This is a genomic window from Bradyrhizobium sp. SK17 (assembly GCF_002831585.1).
In the GTDB taxonomy this organism is placed as follows: Bacteria; Pseudomonadota; Alphaproteobacteria; order Rhizobiales; family Xanthobacteraceae; genus Bradyrhizobium.
The window spans coordinates 7,874,822-7,895,133 of sequence record NZ_CP025113.1 but is presented as its reverse complement, the minus strand read 5'-3'; the positions used below and the strand labels follow the sequence as shown (position 1 = coordinate 7,895,133).

The 20,312-nt window shown below is 64.9% G+C and carries 19 protein-coding genes and 1 tRNA gene; 13 read left to right on the top strand and 7 right to left on the bottom strand.

The genetic code is table 11. The features are described 5' to 3' along the window. The first annotated feature begins 22 nt into the window (after positions 1 to 22). The 4 genes from CWS35_RS36640 to CWS35_RS36625 all read left to right on the top strand — a co-directional run bounded on the left by CWS35_RS36640 (position 23) and on the right by CWS35_RS36625 (position 3,302). Complete coding sequence (locus CWS35_RS36640) at positions 23 to 433, top strand: ester cyclase (RefSeq protein ID WP_157817351.1); 411 nt, start codon at positions 23 to 25, stop codon at positions 431 to 433. Positions 434 to 491: 58 nt separating this feature from the next. Further along, positions 492 to 1,451, top strand: coding sequence for a DUF817 domain-containing protein (locus CWS35_RS36635; protein ID WP_245438805.1), 960 nt, complete (start codon positions 492 to 494; stop codon positions 1,449 to 1,451). Between the two features lie 55 nt (positions 1,452 to 1,506). Beyond that, on the top strand, positions 1,507 to 2,313 hold the full coding sequence (locus tag CWS35_RS36630) for a lytic transglycosylase domain-containing protein (RefSeq protein ID WP_100955867.1): 807 nt from the start codon (positions 1,507 to 1,509) through the stop codon (positions 2,311 to 2,313). A 143-nt stretch (positions 2,314 to 2,456) separates the two neighbouring features. Further along, entirely contained in the window at positions 2,457 to 3,302 is an 846-nt protein-coding gene (locus tag CWS35_RS36625) for an FRG domain-containing protein (RefSeq protein WP_100955866.1), read from the top strand. 237 nt (positions 3,303 to 3,539) lie between these two features. On the opposite strand, the gene CWS35_RS36620 is transcribed toward CWS35_RS36625, so the two are convergent. After that, the gene (locus tag CWS35_RS36620; protein WP_100955865.1) at positions 3,540 to 4,397 is read right to left on the bottom strand and encodes an SDR family oxidoreductase; all 858 of its coding nucleotides are present in this window, start codon (positions 4,395 to 4,397) and stop codon (positions 3,540 to 3,542) included. 167 nt (positions 4,398 to 4,564) lie between these two features. Between CWS35_RS36620 and CWS35_RS36615 the strand changes: the two genes are divergently transcribed. The 5 genes from CWS35_RS36615 (at position 4,565) to CWS35_RS36595 (ending at position 9,276) form a co-directional block, all read left to right on the top strand. Next, on the top strand, positions 4,565 to 4,966 hold the full coding sequence (locus CWS35_RS36615) for a response regulator (protein WP_024581025.1): 402 nt from the start codon (positions 4,565 to 4,567) through the stop codon (positions 4,964 to 4,966). Positions 4,967 to 5,044: 78 nt separating this feature from the next. After that, a complete protein-coding gene (locus CWS35_RS36610) occupies positions 5,045 to 5,920 on the top strand; it encodes a dienelactone hydrolase family protein (protein WP_100955864.1) in 876 nt (291 codons plus the stop codon). A gap of 48 nt (positions 5,921 to 5,968) precedes the next feature. Continuing rightward, the gene (locus CWS35_RS36605) at positions 5,969 to 6,580 is read left to right on the top strand and encodes a LysE family translocator (protein WP_100955863.1); all 612 of its coding nucleotides are present in this window, start codon (positions 5,969 to 5,971) and stop codon (positions 6,578 to 6,580) included. A gap of 744 nt (positions 6,581 to 7,324) precedes the next feature. After that, on the top strand, positions 7,325 to 8,536 hold the full coding sequence (locus CWS35_RS36600) for a GGDEF domain-containing protein (RefSeq protein WP_100955862.1): 1,212 nt from the start codon (positions 7,325 to 7,327) through the stop codon (positions 8,534 to 8,536). A 119-nt stretch (positions 8,537 to 8,655) separates the two neighbouring features. Continuing rightward, on the top strand, positions 8,656 to 9,276 hold the full coding sequence (locus CWS35_RS36595; protein ID WP_100955861.1) for a peptidoglycan recognition family protein: 621 nt from the start codon (positions 8,656 to 8,658) through the stop codon (positions 9,274 to 9,276). A gap of 338 nt (positions 9,277 to 9,614) precedes the next feature. Here CWS35_RS36595 and CWS35_RS36590 read toward each other — a convergent pair whose 3' ends face one another. From CWS35_RS36590 to CWS35_RS36580, 3 genes are all read right to left on the bottom strand, one after another. Next, positions 9,615 to 9,962: a hypothetical protein gene (locus tag CWS35_RS36590; protein ID WP_245438804.1), complete on the bottom strand. Its 348-nt coding sequence runs from the start codon at positions 9,960 to 9,962 to the stop codon at positions 9,615 to 9,617. Positions 9,963 to 10,373: 411 nt separating this feature from the next. Next, a complete protein-coding gene (gene rpoH, locus CWS35_RS36585) occupies positions 10,374 to 11,270 on the bottom strand; it encodes an RNA polymerase sigma factor RpoH (protein ID WP_024581019.1) in 897 nt (298 codons plus the stop codon). A gap of 216 nt (positions 11,271 to 11,486) precedes the next feature. Next, complete coding sequence (locus CWS35_RS36580; RefSeq protein WP_100956978.1) at positions 11,487 to 12,467, bottom strand: RluA family pseudouridine synthase; 981 nt, start codon at positions 12,465 to 12,467, stop codon at positions 11,487 to 11,489. A 50-nt stretch (positions 12,468 to 12,517) separates the two neighbouring features. Here CWS35_RS36580 and CWS35_RS36575 point away from each other — a divergent pair, with 50 nt between their 5' ends. From CWS35_RS36575 to CWS35_RS36565, 3 genes are all read left to right on the top strand, one after another. Then, positions 12,518 to 12,853 (top strand): hypothetical protein, encoded by a 336-nt coding sequence (locus tag CWS35_RS36575; protein ID WP_024581017.1) that lies wholly within the window; start codon positions 12,518 to 12,520, stop codon positions 12,851 to 12,853. A gap of 140 nt (positions 12,854 to 12,993) precedes the next feature. Next, positions 12,994 to 13,641, top strand: a complete 648-nt coding sequence (locus CWS35_RS36570; RefSeq protein WP_100955860.1) for a ubiquinol-cytochrome c reductase iron-sulfur subunit — start codon at positions 12,994 to 12,996, stop codon at positions 13,639 to 13,641. A gap of 121 nt (positions 13,642 to 13,762) precedes the next feature. Then, positions 13,763 to 15,493, top strand: a complete 1,731-nt coding sequence (locus tag CWS35_RS36565) for a methanol/ethanol family PQQ-dependent dehydrogenase (protein WP_100955859.1) — start codon at positions 13,763 to 13,765, stop codon at positions 15,491 to 15,493. A 306-nt stretch (positions 15,494 to 15,799) separates the two neighbouring features. Here the strand turns inward: CWS35_RS36565 and CWS35_RS36560 are convergent, their stop codons facing one another. The 3 genes from CWS35_RS36560 to CWS35_RS36550 are packed head-to-tail and all read right to left on the bottom strand — an operon-like array spanning position 15,800 to position 18,894. Further along, a complete protein-coding gene (locus CWS35_RS36560) occupies positions 15,800 to 16,069 on the bottom strand; it encodes a hypothetical protein (protein ID WP_024581014.1) in 270 nt (89 codons plus the stop codon). 55 nt (positions 16,070 to 16,124) lie between these two features. Continuing rightward, a complete protein-coding gene (locus tag CWS35_RS36555) occupies positions 16,125 to 18,440 on the bottom strand; it encodes a molybdopterin cofactor-binding domain-containing protein (RefSeq protein WP_100955858.1) in 2,316 nt (771 codons plus the stop codon). A 1-nt stretch (position 18,441) separates the two neighbouring features. Beyond that, positions 18,442 to 18,894 (bottom strand): (2Fe-2S)-binding protein, encoded by a 453-nt coding sequence (locus CWS35_RS36550; protein ID WP_024581012.1) that lies wholly within the window; start codon positions 18,892 to 18,894, stop codon positions 18,442 to 18,444. 528 nt (positions 18,895 to 19,422) lie between these two features. Between CWS35_RS36550 and CWS35_RS36545 the strand changes: the two genes are divergently transcribed. Continuing rightward, positions 19,423 to 19,497: transfer RNA gene (locus tag CWS35_RS36545), tRNA-Glu, on the top strand. Positions 19,498 to 20,312: the final 815 nt, after the last annotated feature.

Sequence of the window (20,312 nt, the reverse complement as noted above, 5' to 3'; positions counted from 1 at the left end):
CCTTTTCGAGAAGCCTCCTCCGATGTCCCACGCCACCCTCGAGGCCAACAAGGCGCTGGTGCTCGCGCATCATGACGCCGTGACCAACCGGCTCGATGCCGGTGCGATCCGCGCGCAGTTGGCGTCCGACTTCTTCGACCATGCCGTGGGCAAGCGGCTGAGTGCCGAGGAGGTGCTCGCGCAGGCGGCGGCGATGCATGAGACCTTCGCCGAGCTGTCGGCGGTGGCCGAATGCCTGGTGGCCGAGCGCGACATGGTCGCCGGCCGCTTCGTCTGGCGCGGCCGTCACCGCAGCCTGTGGCGCGGCATCCAGCCGACCGGCCGCCACGTCGAATTCCGTGGCATGACGTTCTGGCGCATCCGGGACGGCAAGCTCTCGGAATGCTGGGCCGAGATCGATTTCGACGGGCTGGAGCGGCAGCTCAGGGATTGAGGGAAATCTGCACATCTCCGCCGCGCTGCGACCGTGATCCGTCGCGACCTTGCGCGGCGTGCATCACAGGCTGACACGTCAAGGCAAACCCATCGCCAGCGCCGCGGCCAACTGGCCGGCGCTGCGTCGCTTCATCGCCGGCGAGCATCGCCTCGGCCTGGTCATGGCACAGCGCCGCTGGACCGCGGCTCCTTACGAATTCCTGCGCTTCGGCATCAAGCAGGCCTGGGCCTGCCTGTTCGGCGGCATCGCCGTCGCGCTGATGATCGGCACCTGGCGCTTCTATCCGCCGGATGCGGCGCTGGCGCGCTACGACTTCCTGTTCCTCTCGATGCTCGCCGTTCAGCTCGTGCTGCTCGCCGGCCGGCTGGAGACGTGGGAGGAGGCCAGGGTCATCCTGATCTACCATGTCGTCGGCACGGCGATGGAGCTGTTCAAGACGCGGGTCGGCTCCTGGATCTATCCGGAGCCCAGCATCTTCCATATCGGCGGCGTGCCGCTGTTCTCGGGCTTCATGTATTCCTGCATCGGCAGCTACATCTGCCGCTGCTGGCGGTTGTTCGATTTCCGCTTCTCGCAGCATCCGCGCCGGCTCGGCCTGATCGCCCTCAGCGTGGCGATCTATGTCAACTTCTTCAGCCACCACTACGTCATCGACCTGCGCTGGGGGCTGTTCGCCTGGGCGATCTGGCTGTTCGGCCGCACCAGCGTCCACTTCAAGGTCTGGACCAGCCATCGTTCGATGCCGCTGCTGCTCGGCCTCGTGCTGGTGTCGCTGTTCATCTGGTTCACCGAGAACATCGGCACCTTCACCAAGACCTGGCTCTATCCCTCGCAGCGGCTCGGCTGGTCGATGGTCGGAATCGAGAAGCTCGGGTCCTGGTTCCTGCTCGTGATCGTCAGCTACACGCTGGTCAGCCTGGTGAACGCGCCGCGGAGCTGGAAGGGCGAGGGTGCGGATACTGGTGCGCGCCGGCGGGACGAGCGCGTGGGTGGAATGTCGGTGCCGACGCTTTGACGGCCTCGTTTGCTCCATGGCATGATTGGTCATTCGAAGCAGGAGGGATTGTTGCATGCTCAGGTGTCGTTTGGCGGTTGTGTTCGGCGCCTTGCTGCTTGCCACCCCCTCCTATGCCGCCCGCTGCGGCGGCAGTTTTCCGGCCTTCGTGCAGTCGTTCTCGCAGGAGGCGGCGGCGGCCGGCATCCAGCAGGATGTGATCTCGCAGGCACTCGGCGGGGTGCAGCAGGATGGCGGGGTGCTCGCCTTCGACCGGCGGCAGCGCTACACCTTCAACAAGACCTTCGAGCAGTATGTCGCGACCCGCGTCGGGCCCGGGCGCATCAACGGCGGCCGCGCGATGTTGCAGCGTCACGCCGCGCTGCTCTCGAAGATCGAGCAGCAATACGGCGTGCCGCGCCAGATCCTGGTCGCGATCTGGGGGCTGGAGACCGATTTCGGCAAGGGCGACATGGGCAAGCTGCCGGTGTTTCGCGTGCTCGCCACGCTGGCGCATGATTGCCGCCGCACCGACCTGTTCCAGGGCGAGCTGCTCGCCGCGCTCAAGATCCTGCAACGCGGCGATCTTCGTCTGAACGACATGATCGGCGCCTATGCCGGCGAGATCGGCCAGACCCAGTTCCTGCCGTCGTCCTACATCAAATACGGCGTCGACTTCGACGGCGACGGCCATGTCGACCTGCGCCACTCGGTGCCCGACGTGCTGGCCTCGACCGCGAACCTGTTGCACTCGAACGGCTTCAAGATGGGCGCGCCCTATGGCGAAGGTAGCGCCAATTTCGAGGCGATGCGCGAATGGAACAGGGCGGTGATCTATCGCAAGACGATCGGGTATTTTGCCGATCAGCTCGTCGGGCGGTGAGGGCGCTGCGGTCATCCCCGTCATTCCGGGGCGCGCCTCTTGGCGCGAGCCCGGAATCCATCGAGCCGCATCACGTGTAGAAGAATGGATTCCGGGCTCTCGCTTCGCGAGCCCCGGAATGACGGGTTGAGAGTTCGAGGCCCATGGAAACCATCGGCAGCCAGAAGATCTGGTCGTTCTTCGACCGCCGCGGATGCCAGATCGCGAAGAACTCGGCGGTGCGCGAGGGGCCGGGCCATCGCGTCGGCTCCTATCTCGAGCTCGCCACCAAGATCGCCGAGCTGCAATTCCTCAACCGCGACCACGTGCTGCTGTTTCGCGGCCAGGGCGCGGATCACCGCAACGTCAAGAACAACTCGTCGCTGAAGCCGACGCTGTTTCGCGGCGGCCGCGGCAACCCTGATCAGGCGATGCTGGTTCAACGCTTCGAGGCCCTGCGCCGCGCCGAGCAGGTCCTGGTCGCGGAATATGCCAAGGCAAAGCTGCTCGGGCTGGAGCGGCTGAAGCGGCATCGCATCCTGCGCTGGTCGATCCTGCAACACTATGAGGTCTGCACCACGCCGCTGCTCGACGTCACCCATTCGATCCGGATCGCGGCGTCGTTCGCCTCGCTGGCCGAGACCGGCACCGCCTTCCTCTATGTGCTCGGCGTGCCGAACCTCTCTGGCGCGATCACCGCGAGCGCGGAGGCCGGCCTCCAGATCGTCCGCCTCTCCAGCGTCTGCCCGCCATCGGCGGTGCGGCCGCATATCCAGGAGGGCTATCTGCTCGGCGAATATCCTGAAATGTCCGGCACCGAGCAGAAGGACAATTATTTTCCCTACGAGATGGATTTCGGTCGGCGGCTGGTCGCGAAATTCTCCTTCGCGCCGGTGTCGTTCTGGAAGAACGACAATTTTCCGCAGGTGACGCGAAGCGCGCTGTATCCGTCGGAGAAGAGCGACCCGCTGTTCCGGCTGGCGCTTGGGGTGAAGAAGCAGCTGGGTTGAGCTCTCTTGTCCGCCGTGGATGCGCAACCCGACAATCGCGCAACAGATTCAGTGTCGTCCCGGGCAAGCGCAGCGCGACCCGGGACCCATAACCACGACTGCTCATGATGTCTGACGCTGCGGCCCCAGCGTGTTTCGCCAACCCAACCCTGTGGTTATGGGTCCCTGCCTTCGCAAGGACGACGACAGAGTTATCTGCGCCGGCTGCCGCTTCGCATGCGCGGGTGGTGACACCGATTACTTGGCACCGGCCCCCGCCACCTTCGCGGTCGCCTTCTCGATCTGCCGTTGCAGCACCTTCCAGTAGGTGCCGGGGCGGAAGCGTTGCAGCAGGTCCATGAAGCGGGCGTCGTTGCCGATCAGGATGCGCGGCTGGTTCTTCTCGATGCCGGCGATGATGCGCTGCGCGGCCGCAGTCGGCGTGGTCCGGGCCAACGCGTCGAAGCGCTCGATCGACTGCACGCGGCGGGCATTGTCGGTGACGCCGGCCCCGGTGCGCGAATTGCGCGCGATGTTGGTGGCGACGCCGCCGGGATGCACCACCGAGAGCCGCACCGGACTGTTCGCCACCGCGAGCTCGTGGCGCAGGCTTTCGGAGAAGCCGCGGACCGCGAACTTGGCCGCGCAATAGGCGCTCTGGCCGGGCGGCGCCACGATGCCGAAGATCGAGGAGACGTTGACGATATGCGCCTCGCGCTGCCGCGCGAGATACGGCAGGAAGGCGCGGGTGCCGTGCACCACGCCCCAGAAATTGATGTTGAACAGCCACTCCATCTGGGCCTGCTCGATCTCGCCGAACTGGCCGAGCAGGGCGACGCCGGCATTGTTGACGACGATGTTGAGCGCGGGATGCGCGGCGCTGGCGGCGGCCGCGAATGCCGCGATCTGGTCGGGCTCGCCGACGTCGAGGCGATGCACGGTGACCTTGCGCGGGCTCGCTTTCGCGATCTCGGCGGCCGTCGCCTGTAGACCGGCCTCGTCGCGGTCGGCGAGCGCCAGGTCGCAGCCGCGCTGTGCGAGTTCAAGCGCCAGTGCGCGGCCGATGCCGCTGGCGGCTCCGGTCACGGCAGCGGCGGATCCAGAGATCGCAGTCATGTCGGGTCGGCTCCATCTCGACGAGGGTGGTGGTGGCCATGCGGGAACACGGCGGTTCCCCGCTTTTCTCAAATTGGAACTGAACCATCCAGCGATTTTAGGCATTTAGTCAGTGTTCGTTTTCACGCGGCGATCAATCCAGGCGATCAGAACAGAGGAGGCACACCATGGGACAGTCGAGGCCCGATCGTGCGAAGGCGTTGGTCGTCGAGGACGACCCGATGCAGCGCGAGATGATCGGCTTGCTGCTGGAGGAAAGCGATTTCGACGTCATCGCCTGCGAGAGCGCGGAGGCTGCCGAATTGGTGCTGCTCGGCAATGGCGACAACGTCGTGCTGATGATGACCGACGTCGAACTCGCCGGAAACATGACCGGCGTCGAGCTTGCCCATGCGGCGAAGAAACACAAGCCCGACCTCGACGTGATCGTGACTTCGGGCAAGCCGCTGCGTCAGCGCCTGCCGGACGGCGCCTTGTTCTGGGCCAAGCCGTGGGCGCCGCTTGACGTGATCCGGCTCGCCGAGACCAAGGCGTCGACGCTGCCGGGCGGCCGGTCGAGGCCTTCATAACGCGTTTGTCAGCGCCGACGTGTGGCGGGCGGGCGCTGGTCGCTTCCGCCCGCCCGGGCAGCGTGATATTGGCGGCTGATGCGCCGCCTGTGGCCGATCATCGGACTGGTCTGGTTCGTGCTCGCGACCGCGGCGCCCGCCGCGGCGGAGACGATCGTCAATTTCCCCTCACTCGACGGCACCACCGACCTGATCGGTCATCTCGACCGCCGCGAGGACGACACGCCGCGGCCCGCGGTGGTGCTGATGCATGGCTGTTCCGGCCTCAATGACAAGAAGGGCCGCGTGTTCGGCCTCTATCGCGCCTGGGCGCGGGCGCTCGCGGTGCAGGGCTATGTCACCCTGATCGTCGACAGCGCGACGCCGCGCGGGCTCGGCCAGACCTGCTCGCGCGGGCCCGACAGCCGCAGGATGTGGCGCGAGCGGCCGAAGGATGCCTATGGCGCGCTGCGTTATTTGCAGGCGCAGCCCTTCGTGAAGCCGGACCGCATCGCGCTGATGGGCTGGTCGCAGGGCGGCGGCGTGGTGCTGCTCTCGATCAACGACAGGAGCATCGGCCGGCCGGCCGAGTTGGCGCAGGATTTCAGGGCCGCGGTGGCGTTCTATCCCGGCGCCTGCGCCGACATCTATCAATCGAGGCCCTTCACCAATGTCGAGCCGAATGGCTGGACCAGCCGGGTGCCGCTGCTGGTGCTGATCGGCGAGGCCGACGTCTGGACGCCGTACAAGCCCTGCGACGCCTTCATCGCGGCGGCCAAGGCGCGCGGCAATCCGGTCGAGCTGAAGAGCTATCCCGGCGCGGTGCATGCGTTCGATGCGCCGAACCTGCCGCGCACCGAGCTGCCGGCCTATACGATGCGGGATGGCTCGATCCCCGTGATCGGGACCGATCCCGAGGCGCGCAAGGATGCCTTCCCGCGCGTGCTGGACTATCTGAAGCGAGATCTGGAATGACGTGCCCCCCAAGGGTTTGACTCAAGAATTTGAAATCGAGGAACTGCAATGACCTGGTCCTTCCTGCTGACCACCCTGATCGTGGTCGCCTCGCCCGGCACCGGCGTGCTCTACACCCTGGCGGTCGCGCTGACCCGCGGTTCGCGGGCGAGCGTGGCGGCGGCGTTCGGCTGCACGCTCGGGATCGTGCCGCAGATGATCGCTGCGATGCTGGGCCTTGCCGCCATCCTGCACACCAGCGCCATGGCGTTCGCGGCGCTGAAATGGGGCGGCGTGGTCTATCTGCTCTACATGGCCTGGCAGGCGCTGCGTGAGCGCGGCGCGCTGGCCGTCGACACCGAGATCAAGCCGCGCTCGAACGGCCGCGTGATCGTGACCGCGATCCTGATCAACATCCTCAACCCGAAACTGTCGATCTTCTTCCTGGCCTTCCTGCCGCAATTCATCGCGGTCGACGAGGCCCATCCGCTGGCGCGGATGGTTGAGCTCAGCGGCGTGTTCATGGCGATGACCTTCGCGGTGTTCGCGATCTACGGGCTGTTCGCGGCGTCGGTGCGCGATCGCGTCATCACCCGGCCGAAGGTGATGGCCTGGCTCAGGCGGAGCTTTGCCGCGGGCTTTGCGGTGCTCGGCGCCAAGCTCGCCTTCGCGGAGCGCTGACGGCGTCTTCGTCCGCGCCTGCCACCGGCAACAAAAGCGGTGCGGGCAATAAAAAAGCAGGCCTTGCGCCTGCCATGTTGCCCGCTCTGTCAGGGGCCGAATTGTTCGAATGGTGTATCCGGAGTTGAGGTCTGGGCCGGTCGCTCCGGTCTGGGTGCCCGGGCAGGGCTGAGCCGCTACCCGGGCGAGAAACGGGTTACTTCTTCTTGGCGGCCTTCTTCTTCTTGGGGGCCTTCTTCGCCTTCGCCTTCTTCGCTTTCTTAGCCATAGTATCCTCTCAGGGTTTCATGGATTGAACGCGACTCCGAGGCATGCTTGGCGGAGGGCCAGCCTCGCAACATCCTCAGTATCAAACTGAGCAGATTCGGAGGCTGCTGCCGCGCGCTGTCACGGCGCTGTCATCGTGTTATCCACAGTTGTTACGTGTTTTCGCCAATTTTCTCGTGGCGCTGCTGCTGCCGCGCGTCGTCACGCCATCGCGTCGCCATGCTTAACGGCGCGCAAATGCCGGATGCGCGTATCTTCATCAATTCAAAACCACGGCGCGGATTGACGGGTCGCGGGTGAGAGTCCGTTAAGCGGCGCGGCCGCATCCTCTCCCGTAAGGCAACGGGGATTGTCATTGGGAGGGAACGCCCTGGGCATGATCCGGAAAAGCGCGCAGCGGTTTTCCGAAAGATCATGCTCTGGGGGCGGCAAGTCATTTCAGGAGAGGCGAGGCCGGTACGGTCTCGAACAGGGGCGATGTTGAGCGTTCCGACGCTTTGGACGGTTTTCGTTATCAATTTTCTCGCGCTCGGCCTGATCTGGGCCTATGTCGCGCACAGCTATCCAGCTTTCGGCGCGGCGCGGTTCTGGACCGCGTCGGCCTTCGTCGCATCCGCCGGTGCCTCCAGCGCGATGTTCCGCGTCATGATCACGGGCTCGCTCTTGCCGCTGATCGCAGCGGGCACGCTGATGGTGTTCGCCGCCGGCCTTGCCGCGATGGGCATCGAGCGGTTCTACGGCAAACCGGTGCGCTGGCGCAGCACCGCGCTGTGCAGCGCGTTCGCCTTCGTCGGCCTTGGCGTCTTCATCTTTGCCTATGACAGCATGCCGATGCGCATCCTGGTCTATACCGTCGCGCAGGTCATGCCGTTCGCGTTGACGCTGAAGCTCTTGCTGTCGCGCGAGAACGGCCGGGTCAATCCCGGCGCGCGGCTTGCCGGCGTCGTCGCCTCCGTGCTGATCGGCATCTATGCGCTGCGCCTCGTCGGCGCCCTGCTGCATCCCGGCGAATTCTCCTTCGTCCGCTTCAATGCGGGCCAGTCGCTGGCGATCCTGCTGATGGTGTTCCTGTCGATGGCGCTCAATTTCGGCTTCCTGCTGATGGCGATCGACCGGCTGCGCACCGAGGTCGCCGACCTCGCGCTGCTCGACGATCTCACCGGCGTCGGCAACCGCCGCCATCTGCTGCAACGCCTGACCGAGGAATGCGCGCGCTCCGACCGCAATGGCGAGGCATTCGCGCTGCTGGTGATCGACCTCGACGGTTTCAAGGGCATCAACGACACCCACGGCCACGCCGCCGGCGACGCCTGCCTGCAACATTTCACGCTGATGGCGCAGACCAGGCTGCGGCCTGGCGACATGCTGGCCCGCACCGGCGGCGACGAATTCTGCATCGTGCTGCCGTCCTCGACCTTGCGCGAGGGCGCGATGATCGCCCGCCGCGTGCTGGAGGTCTGCCGCGCCGATGCCGAGCAGTGCGCCGGCGCTGACATCCCGATCGCGGTCTCGATCGGCGTCGCGCAATGGACCCGCGAGATCGGGCTGCATCCCGACCGCTTGATCGCCGCAGCCGACCACGCACTCTACGACGCCAAGAAGGGCGGCAAGAACGGATATGCGACCTATCAACCGAAGCTGCCGCCCGAGATGCTCGAACCGATGCAGGCGAGCCTGCGCCGCGCCTGACCGTGCTGGAGTGCGGTGAGACCATGTTGAGCTGGAGCGGCGGCAGGCTCCGCCTCTCCCTTGGGAGAGGTGAGAAGAGGCCGTTGCTGAACTCAAGCGTGACACTGGATCCTGCCGTCATGACGCCTCGCCTGCTCACCGTACTTCTCGCGCTGGTACTGTCCGTGCCGGCATTCGCCGAGGCGCCCGATCTCGCTGCGATCGCCCGGTCGCAGGGCACGCCGGAGATTCCCGGCTTGAAGATGGTCTGGCTGTCGCCCTGGGGCGATGTCGCCAAGGCTCATCGCTGGCGCAACATCATCGTGCATCAAACCGAAGGGCCGGCCGGTTCGGCGCGCTACGGCGCGGCCGAACAGCACAAGCACCCGACCCGGCGCGGCGTCATGGTCTGGGTCGAGACCGACGGCACGGTCTATTGGGCGGTCGCCGACAATCTGGTGCCGACCCACACCGACGGCGCCGATCGCAACGACAACAAATACATCGACAACAGCAAGACCTATCGCCACGTCAACAAGGACACCTCGATCGGCGTCGAGTTCGCCGGCAACTATCCAGATGTCACCAAGGGCCCGACCGACGCGCAGATCGCAGCCTGGCGCGTGCTGGTGAAGCTGCTGCGCGCGCGCTACGGCATCCCGCTGGATCACGTCTACGCGCACAACTGGATCGACTTCAAGGACGCCCGCTACTGCGAAGGCTGCGCGCTCGCGACCATGGCGCGCGAGTGGGGCGAGTAGCGGGGCTATCGTCTCCGTTGGGTCTCGGCGAGGTGCTTGGTCTCGTGGTTCGAGACGCGCCGCAAGCGGCGCTCCTCACCATGAGGGTCTAAAATGGTGCCGCACGACAACACCTCATCCTGAGGAGCTCGCCAAAGGCGGGCGTCTCGAAGGATGGCCCCGAGGACAATGCCCGCCAGGTTGTCTCCGCATGCGATCGTCTTTGGCGTGAGCAGGGGATCTCATTGTCTTTGCTCTTGGCGAGACGCGCGCTGGCAAACCGGCGGCCGAAACCGCCGGTGCCCGATCGCAGCCGTGAGCGATGGCCTTCGACCTCCATCTGATCCGTGGCTCCGCGGTTAGGCGAACGCCCTGGGCAGATCAGCGGTCGGCTTGGTGACGATCTGGTGCGCGTCCCGCCAGATCACCTCGCGCTGCCGCGAGGTGGTGATTGTCCGCACCGGCAGGCCGCCCTCTTCGAGCAGCCAGGCGCAATAGCGCGCGCGGCTGATCGCCTCGCGGGCGTCGGGATCGAACCAGCAGATGCCATGGATCGAATCGCGCCGCTTGAAGTGCCGCGCGATACGCCCGGGGATCGGCAGATGCCGGCTGAACCAGTCGAACTCGTCCGACAATGCCTGCCGGATCCAGTCCGGACAGTCGTTGCGATAGAGATGCCAGGACGCACGAAAGAAGCCGCTCTCCACGCGGCTATGCGGGTGGATGAGCGGTGTAACGAACCGCAAATACATCACGACACGGCGCAACGCCGTGTGCGTTACGCCCCTCGTAGCGAGATATGATGAATGGAGAACGGCCGCGAAGCGGCGTTCAGCTCATGACCGATCGCCGATCAGCCGATCGGGGCGGTCAGGATGTTCGATCTACGTTTCATGCCGCCTCCTTCGTGAGCGTTGAACTGAGGGCACGATGTCGTGCCGGGCGGCAGCACATACACCCGCCAGCATCTTGCGGCAAGCTCAGAGCCCCCTCTCGACCGCCGCGGCGTACTGGGTCCCCCGCTTTCGCGGAGGACGACGGCGGAGCCTGCCCAAAAACAAAAAAGCCGGCGTTGCCGCCGGCTTTCGTGTCTGTTGGCTTGCTCGTCGCCGCGCGATTTAGTGCGCGGCTTCGAGAGCTGCTTCCTGGCGGGCAATCGTGCCCTTGACGGCCGACTGCACCTTCTCGAACGCGCGGACCTCGATCTGCCGCACGCGCTCGCGCGACACGCCGAACTCGGCGGCGAGGTCTTCCAGCGTCATCGGCTCATCCGCCAGACGCCGCGCCTCGAAGATGCGGCGTTCGCGCGGGTTGAGCACGCCGATCGCACCGTTCAGGGCCTGACGGCGATGATCGAACTCCTCGCTCTCGGCCATCAAGGCTTCGGCGTTGGGCGAGTTGTCGACCAGCCAGTCCTGCCATTCGCCGGCTTCGCCGTCGTCGCGGATCGGGGCGTTGAGCGACGCGTCACCGCCGAGGCGGCGGTTCATGTCGATCACGTCCTGATCGGTCACGCCGAGGCGCTTGGCAATCAGCTTCACCTGGTCGGGGTGGAGATCACCCTCTTCCAGCGCGGAGATCTTGCTCTTCGCCTTGCGCAGGTTGAAGAACAGCTTCTTCTGGTTCGCGGTGGTGCCCATCTTCACGAGCGACCAGGAACGCAGAATGTACTCTTGTATTGACGCCTTGATCCACCACATGGCGTAAGTGGCGAGACGGAAGCCCTTCTCGGGTTCGAATCGCTTCACCGCCTGCATCAGGCCGACATTGCCTTCCGAGACGACTTCGGATATCGGCAAGCCGTAGCCGCGATAGCCCATGGCAATCTTGGCCACGAGCCTGAGGTGGCTGGTGACGAGCTTATGCGCCGCGTCCCGATCGTCATGCTCGCGCCAACGCTTGGCGAGCATGTACTCCTGCTGGGGCTCCAGCATGGGGAACTTGCGGATCTCGGCGAGGTAACGTGAAAGGCCAGATTCTCCATTGAGAACCGGCAACGTAGCTGTACGGGCCATTCGAGCGCCCTCCAGTGGTTCAGACCCCCGATAGCGGCGGGCCCGGCAGGTGGCCGCTGGGTTAAAGCCGGCCATGCTGCGATGTTCCGCGTTGGATATTCAACGCAGGTGCAACATACACCAAACTGTCCGTGATAGGGAAGGATTGCTGACGTCACGTCCCCGTGTGCCAGCTATAACCTGTTGTCATAGCGTGGCTTTTCCGGGAGGGGTGCGTCATACCGCCGCTACCAGTGCCCGTTGCAGGAGAAGCAAATCCTCCGGCAAGGGGGCTTCCCAGTGTAAAAGTTCCCCGGTGCGGGGGTGTTCCAGAGCCAGCAGATAGGCATGCAGGGCCTGCCGGTCGAGGGCGGTAAGTGCGTCCTTACCTTCCGCGCTGAGGTGCCCGGCCTTGGTCTTGAAATGGGGGCCATAGACGGCATCGCCAAGCAGGGGGTGGCCGAGATGGGCGAGGTGGACCCGGATCTGATGGGTCCGCCCGGTCTCCAGCCGGCAGGCCAGGAGCGAGGCGACCGGCTTGCCGTCGCGGCCGGCGAAGCTCGACAGCACCTCGAAATGGGTGATCGCCTCGCGGCCGCCCTGGCGGACCGCCATCTTCTCGCGGGCATGGGGATGCCGGTCGATCGGCGCGTCGATGGTGCCGTGCGGCCGGTTCGGCACGCCCCAGACGAACGCCATGTAGCCGCGCTCCATCGGGCCGGTGCGGCCGTGGTCCGCGAACTGCGCGGTCAGCGACTGGTGGGCCTGGTCGTTCTTGGCGACCACCATCAGCCCGGTGGTGTCCTTGTCGAGGCGGTGCACGATGCCCGGCCGCTTGACCCCGCCGATGCCCGAAAGACTGGTGCCGCAATGGGAGATCAGCGCGTTGACCAGTGTTCCCGTGGCGTGGCCCGCCGCGGGATGCACCACCAGGCCCCTGGGCTTGTTGATCAGGATGATATCGTCGTCCTCGAACACGATATCGAGCGCGATGTCCTCGCCCTTCGGCTCGGCGGGCACGGCCTCCGGCACGTCGATTATGATCGTATCGCCTTGGGCGACATGATAAGCGGGGTCGCGGACGACGGCGTCCTTGACGGTCACGGAACCGGCGAGGATCAGCGCCTTCAGCCGGGACCGCGACAGTTCGGGCGAGCGCTGCGCGAGCACGCGGTCAAGCCGGGCCGAGCCCTCGTCGCCGGCGACGATGACCTCCAGCTTCTGACCGCCATTCGAAGAAACCTGTTGCAAAGATATAGAGCCTCGTGATGACCGACACTGCCGTGACCGAACCGACCCCTGACCAGGCCGCGCTGATCGCGCGGGTGCGGCGCATGATGCTGATCGCGGGCCTGACCTCGGCCTTGGCCGTGGCGGTCGTGTTGATCGCCATCGGCTACCGCCTTTATCGCAGCGAGGGAAGCCCCGTTTCGGTGTCCGACGTCACTGCTGCGCTGCCGAAGGGCGCCCGCATCGTCGCAACCGGCACGGCCGGCGACCGGCTGGTGCTCACGCTCGATATAGGCGGTGCAACCGAGATCCGCACATTTGATGCAAAGACGCTGAAACCTGCGGGCAGGTTGACCTTCGTCAACGAGCCCTGATCCGACGATCCTGACCTCGGCAGTCGCGTAGCCGCGCCGTCGATCAACCAAAAGCTGCAAAGTCGTTTTTGCGCCTGCGTTGCTGCGTGGTGAATGCGTGCCGCCATCTTTTCGGCCGAGTTGCACGCTCAGCTTGCGTCATGTCGGAGTCCAACCCCAGCGCTTCCGTCGGACCGATCGGTGAATCCGATCCGGCGGATGGCTGCGCGGACCCGACGCGCCGCGCGCTGCTGACCGCATTGGCGGGTTGCGCCTGCCTCGCGGCGATCGAGCCCGTATCCGCCGACGATGACGAGCAACCCGGCGCGAGTGAGCGGCCGCAAAAAGCCGATCTGCTGGTGCGTGCCGAGGGCGACAAGGCCGGCCAGGTCATCAAGTCGGACGATCTGACATTGGGCGGACCGCCGGTTCGCGCCTGGCCGCAGGACCCGAAAACCTCCGTCATCCGCAAGGGCTCGCGGCTCAACGAGGTCGTGCTGGTCAAGCTCGATCCCAACGAGTTCGACGACGCCACGCGCGCCCGCGCGCCGGACGGCATCGTCTGCTACTCCGTGATCTGCTCGCATGCCGGATGTCCGGTCACCGCCTGGGTCAAGCAGGAGCAGGGCGACAAGACCGTCCTGAAATGCATGTGTCACAACTCTGAATACGATCCGCGGCAGAGTGCGCAGGTCGTGTTCGGGCCGGCGCCACGTCGCCTCGCGGCCTTGCCGCTGATGGTCGCCGACGGCGCGATCACGGTCGCAGCGCCATTCGTCGGAAAGGTGGGTGCCCAGCAGGGAGGATGAGGCCGCATCGGGATTTCTGCATGATCCAAGCATGATCCGGAAAAGTGTGAAGCGGTTTTCCGAAGAGATCGTGCTCAAAATAATAACTGAAAAACAAAACAGAGCAGGGAGGTAGCATCTCATGACCAGGAAGCAGTTGTTGCTGTCGAGTTGTGTCGCGTTCACGTGCCTCATCTCGACCATTGCAGTCGCAGGACCGATCGACAATTACAGTCCGGTGACGTCAGCCCGTCTCGAAAATCCCGAACCCGGCAACTGGATGCTGTATCGCCGGACCTATGACGGACAGGGTTTCAGTCCGCTCGACCAGATCAACACCTCCAACGTCAAGGACCTCAAGCCGGTCTGGACCTTCTCCACCGGCGTGCTCGAGGGCCATGAGGCGCCGCCGATCGTCAACAACGGCGTGATGTTCGTCGCGACACCGATGGGGCAGGTGATCGCGCTCAACGCCAAGACCGGCGAGGAATACTGGCGTTACAAGCGGCAACTTCCCGACGACCTGTTCCAATTGCATCCGACCAGCCGCGGCGTCGGCCTGTGGGAGGACAAGCTCTATCTCGCCACCACGGATGATCACGTCGTCGCGCTCGATGCCAAGACCGGCAAGGTGCTGTGGGACACCAAGGTGCAGGACTACAAGAAGGGTCAGTACATGACCCTGATGCCGCTGGTGGTCGACGGCAAGGTGATCGTCGGCGGCTCCGGCGGTGAGTTCGGCGTGCGCGGCTATGTCGTCGCCTTCGACGCCGGCAGCGGCAAGGAGCTCTGGCGCACCTTCACGATTCCCGGCGAGGGCGAGCCCGGTCACGAGACCTGGAGCGGCGACGACTGGAAGTCGGGCGGTGGCGCGGCCTGGATGACAGGCACCTACGACAAGGACACCAAGACGGTCTATTGGGGCATCGGTAACGCCTCGCCATGGCCGGGCTCGATGCATCCCGGCGACAACCTCTACACCAGCTCGGTGCTGGCGCTCGATCCCGACAGCGGCAAGATCAAGACCCATTTCCAGTATCACCAGAACGATTCATGGGACTGGGACGAGGTCGATGCGCCGATGCTGATCGATCTGCAACGCGAGGGGCGGTCGTTCAAGAGCCTGATCCACCCCGGCCGCGATGCGATCTTCTGGGTGCTGGAGCGCAAGCCCGACAAGATCAATTATGTCGCCGGCTGGCCGTTCGTGAAGACCAATGTCTGGAAGGGCATCGAGGCCGAGACCGGCCGGCCGATCCTCGATCCCGACCACAAGCCGGTGCTCGGCAAACGGGTCGAGTTCTGTCCGTCGCTGTGGGGCGGCAAGGACTGGCCGTCGGCGGCCTACAGTCCGAACACCAAGCTGGTCTACGTTCCCGCCAATGAAAACTTCTGCGGCGGCTTCACCGGCGAGAAGCAGCCGCTGGTTCCCGGTCAGCTCTGGCTCGGCACCAAGCCGGAGGACATCGGACTATTCCCGGCGCCCAACGCCGATCATTTCGGCGAGTTGCAGGCGTGGGATCCGGCGACCGGCAAGAAGGTCTGGCAGCACGACTACAAGACCTCGCAGTTGTTCGGCTCGGTGACCGCGACCGCGGGCGATCTGGTGCTCGCCGGCGGCACCAACGACCGCGCCTTCCGCATCTTCAATGCCAAGACCGGCGAGCTGTTGTGGGAGCAGAAGACCAACTCCGGCATCATGGCGATGCCGATGTCCTATGAGGTCGACGGCACGCAATACATCGCGGTGCAGTCGGGTTGGGGCGTCGACGCGCAGCGCATCCAGGACGCGCTGGCCGGCAAGGTCGCGGGCTTCGAGAACAACGTGCCGCAAGGCGGCGTGATCTGGGTGTTCGCGCTCAACAAGAAGTAGCGCGCGATCCGGAGCGTGATCGGACAGGGGGCGATGCGATCGGGAGGCGGCGGTTGGGGAGACCGCCGCTTCCCGGTCCGCTCACCATCACCGTCATTCCGGGGCATGCGAAGCATGAGCCCGGAATCCATTTCGCCGCACACCTTGCGGCCTGATGGATTCCGGGTTCTCGCTTCGCGAGCCATCAGGCGCGCAATTGCGCACCGGGGAATGACGAATGACCAGAGTGATGCCAGCTCGCAAAATTCCCGAGGCGGGGAACCTTCTCCTTCAGGTCTCCGGCTGCTTGCCTGTCCTTGCAACGGGCTATTTGCCCTTGCTGTCGACCTTCCGCTTCTCGTCGTCGTTCATCTGCTTGATCGTGGGATCCTTGGCCGCCTCACCGGTGGTCTGGCCGGCCGTTGCCGGCGGCGCGTTGTTCGGGGCCGAGGTCTGGTCGGGCAGCACCTTTGCCGGCCGCGTGGCGGTCGCGCTTGGCGGCGAGGCGGTCTGGGCGGATGCCTGCGCGGCAAAAAGCAGAACGCCCGCGGACAGGGTTGCCGCGAGCGTTCCGAATGTTTGAGGCGGGGTTCTCATCGATGTGCTCCGGAGAGTGTCGATGAGAACCGCCGGCTTCGCGGAACGTTCCTACTCAGGTCTCGAGCTGCTTGCCGATCGGAAGCGCACGGATGCGTTTTCCGGTGGCGGCGAAGATCGCGTTGATCAGCGCAGGCGCGAACGGCGGCACGCCGGGCTCGCCGACGCCGCTCGGCGGCGTGTCGGCACCGGGCGGCACGATGTGGACGTTGGTGATCGCAGGCGATTCGTCGATCCGGATCACCGGGAAGTCGTCGAAATTGCTCTGCTGCACCTTGCCGTCCTTGAAGCTGATCTCGCCGTATTTGGCGAGGCTGAGCCCCATGATCGCAGCACCCTCGATCTGCGAGGCGATCCGCTCCGGATTGACGTAGGTGCCGCAATCGATCGCGGTGTCGACCCGCGGCACCGTCAGCTTGCCCTTGTCGTCGATCGCCACCTCGACGATGGTCGCGATGTAGCTGACGAACGACCGGTGCGCGGCGATGCCGAGACCATGGCCTTTCGGTAACGACCGGCCCCACTCGCCCTTTTCGGCGACCAGCTCGACCACCTTGCGCAGCCGCGCGGTGTCGATCGGGTAGCTGTCATAGGGCTCGCCGTAGTTCCAGGGATCCTTCACCGAGGACAGATTGACGATCCGCGGCGATCCGATCAGCTCCAGCAGCATCTCCTTCTGGTCGCGCCCGGTCGCATGCGCGATCTCGCCCACCATCGATTGCACCGCGAAGGCGCGCGGGATGTTGGACACCGAGCGGAACCAGCCGATCCGCGTGAACGCCGCGGCCTCCGGATTCTCGCATTGCAGATTGGCGATCTCGAACGGGTTGTCGATCAGGCCCATGCCGAGCTCGAACGGCGCTTCGTGGTTGGCGCCGGCGGCGAAGGTCGAGGCGATGGTCGGCGCCACGCTGCGGTGCCGCCATGCGATCACCTTGCCGCTCTTGTCGAGACCGGCCTCGATCCGTTCCACCGAGACGGTGTGCAGGAAGTCGTGATGGACGTCGTCCTCACGGGTCCATTGCACCTTGACCGGCGCGCCGAGTGCCTTGGACAGCAACGCCGCCTCCAGCGCAAAATCGCATTTCGACTTGCGGCCGAAGCCGCCGCCGAGCAGCGTCACGTTGACGGTGACATTGTCCTCGGGGATGCCGAGCGTCTTGGCGACATCCTCGCGGGTGCCACCGGGGCTCTGCACCGGCGCCCATATCTCGGCCTTGTCGCCGGTCACATTGGCGACCGCGACCGGCGGCTCCATGCTGACATGGGCGAGATGCGGCAGATAATATTCGCCGGTGACGACCTTGTCGGCGCTCTTCAGCGCCGCGTCGACATCGCCCTCCTTGCGCACCACGAGGCCGGGCTTTCGCGCGGCCTCCTCGAGCGAGGCACGATAGGTCACCGAGTCGTATTTGGCGTTGGCGCCGTCGTCCCAGACGATCTTCAGCGCGTCGCGGCCCTTGATCGCGGCACCCGTATTGCGTGCGATCACGGCCACGCCGCCGAGCGGCTGGAACTTGGACGGCCACGGCCAGCCCTTGACCTCCATCACCTTCTCGACGCCCGGCACCTTCATCGCCGCAGCGTCGTCGAACGACTTGACCTTGCCGCCGGTGACCGGCGGGCGGGCGATGACCGCGTATTTCATGCCGGGCAAACGGGTATCGGCGCCGTAATGCGCCTTGCCGGTGGTGATGTCGTGCAGATCGACGATCGAGACCTGGCCCTTGCCGAGATAGCGGAAGTCCTTCGGATCCTTCAGCTTGAGGCTCTTGATATCCGGCACCGGTTCCTTGGCGGCATCGGCGGCGAGATCGCCGAAGCCGATCTTGCGGCCGCTCGCGCTGTGCACGACTTCGTGGTTCTGCGCCTTCACCTCGCCGATCGGCACGCCCCATTTCTTGGCGGCGGCGGCTTCCAGCATCGCGCGCGCCGAGGCGCCGATCTGGCGCATCGGGATCAGGTAGTGCCGCGTAGAGCGCGAGCCGTCGGTGTCCTGGTTGCCGAACTTGACCTCGTCGCCATGCGCCTGCTGGACATGGACGCGCGACCAGTCGGCCTCCATCTCCTCGGCGACGATCAAGGGTAGGCTGGTGCGGACGCCGGTGCCCATCTCGGAACGGTGCGCCAGGATGGTGACGACGCCGTCGGGCGCGATCGCGACGAACACGCGCGGATCGACCACGACGCCGTGCGGCATCTTGCCGGCGCCGGTCTCATAGGCGAACGCCTGCCGTGTCATCACCGGCGCGGCGAGTACGAAAGAGCCTGCGATGCCGAGCCCCTTGAGGATGCTGCGGCGCGACAGGTTCTCGACCTTCACATGCTTCTCGAAGCCACGAAGCCGGTTCGGATTGGTGCGGATGTTCATGTCACACCCCCGTCGATGCGAGGTGGACGGCGTTCTCGATCCGCTGGTAGCAGCCGCAGCGGCAGATGTTGCCCGACATGGCTTCGCGGATCTGGTCGTGGTTGGGCTTCGGGTTCTCGTTCAGCAGCGCCGCCGCCTGCATGATCTGGCCGGCCTGGCAGTAGCCGCATTGCGGAACATTGACCTGGCGCCAGGCCTTCTGCACCGGATGGTCGCCGGTCGGATGCAGCCCCTCGATGGTGGTGACCTCGCGGCCGACGACGTCGGAGACCGAGGTGATGCAGGCGCGCACCGCCTGCTTGTCGACGATCACGGTGCAGGCGCCGCACAGCGCCTGGCCGCAGCCGAACTTGGTGCCGGTGAGGCCGGCTTCGTCACGCAGAAACCAGAGCAGCGAAAGATCCGGGTCGCCATCCCAATTCTGTTCCTGGCCGTTGATTTTTAGCTTGATCATGGTCTGTCCTCGCTCTGCTTAAGCTATTGACCGGTGCGGCGTGAGGCAGGGAACATCTTCCATTGCCCGCGGCCGCGCTGATTGTTGTGTGCCAAGATGTTGGTGAGCCAAATTGCCGTGCGCCAAAGGCTTGACGTCAACCACTTGACGCCGAGGGCTTGCGCTTTGTTCCAAGCACTCCTCTCGCTTCTCGGGCGCCGTGCCGGGCGCAGCATGGTGAAAGACTGCGATGTTAGCAGAGCAGGGCGCGGTGTGACTTCACAGGCAGGTGTTTTTAGAGCAAGCGATTCTGCAGCCGTGGTTTGTCGAAAGCAGGGCCGTGCACGATGCGCAGACGACATCCGCAGGTGGCGATGCGCGCGACAACCGCATCGTCGTACCGTGCGGGGACCTCATGCCGGGCCCGTTGGGACCCATTCGCGGCGAAACCGCCGCCCCGGCGCGGTAAGCATGGATGACAAAATCCCCGCCGCAATGCACAAGCCATCTTGCGGCGGGGGATTTCAAGGCTATTGCCTTCCCTTCAACGCTCCCTTCGTCTAGCGGTTAGGACGCGGCCCTCTCAAGGCTGAAACAGGGGTTCGATTCCCCTAGGGAGCGCCAGCAATCTCAGGCACTTAGGTAGCCATCAACCGCGTTCGTTGAATAATGGTTGAATAAGACGCTGGTGAACAGCGGCGAACGCTTGCGAAATTTGGTTCCGATATTGGCAGACCAGCCTCGGCGCGATGCCCCACTGTGGGTGGCGCATTCGCAAAAAAAATTCCTCGTCGCCCTTGGTGTCCGAAAATATTCAAACCGCCGCTAACGCACGCTCTCGTACGCGAGCGCCCTCGGGTGTTCGCATTGACGTTGCTCGTCGCACTATCGACTCTTGTCCCGTCGAGCTTTGTGCGAATAGGAGGGCCACGTGAGGTACAATCGACGAGAGAAAACTGGCGGACAACAGTCGCAAGTCAGTCTATCCGCTCCGATAGCCGCAGAACCGAGCTCGACGCCATTCGCCCAGCGGCTCACCTGCACGATTTACGATGCATGCGAAGTAACCGGCTTGGGACGCACGAAGCTTTACGAGTTGATAGGAGCTGGGCATATCGTCACGACAACGATCGGACGTCGGCGACTAGTAGTGGTGCGCTCACTTCTGGCGCTCCTTGACACCAACATGTCGAACTAATGGACGTGCGACTTAAGCGGAGCAACTTCGATCGCGCCTTTCCTTAGGGCGCTCATTTTAATGACGCGAACGTGCTCCCTCAGCCGGTCGAACTCGTCCGTCCACCACCGCATCATCCGCACGTACTCCTGCCAGAAGTTTCGGCGGGATGGTTGCGCATGGTTATGTGCACTGCACTGTGACCGTTATCCCCGGCCTCCGACGGCCGAGCAGAATTGCAGCGTGTGTGCTCTGAAGCCCG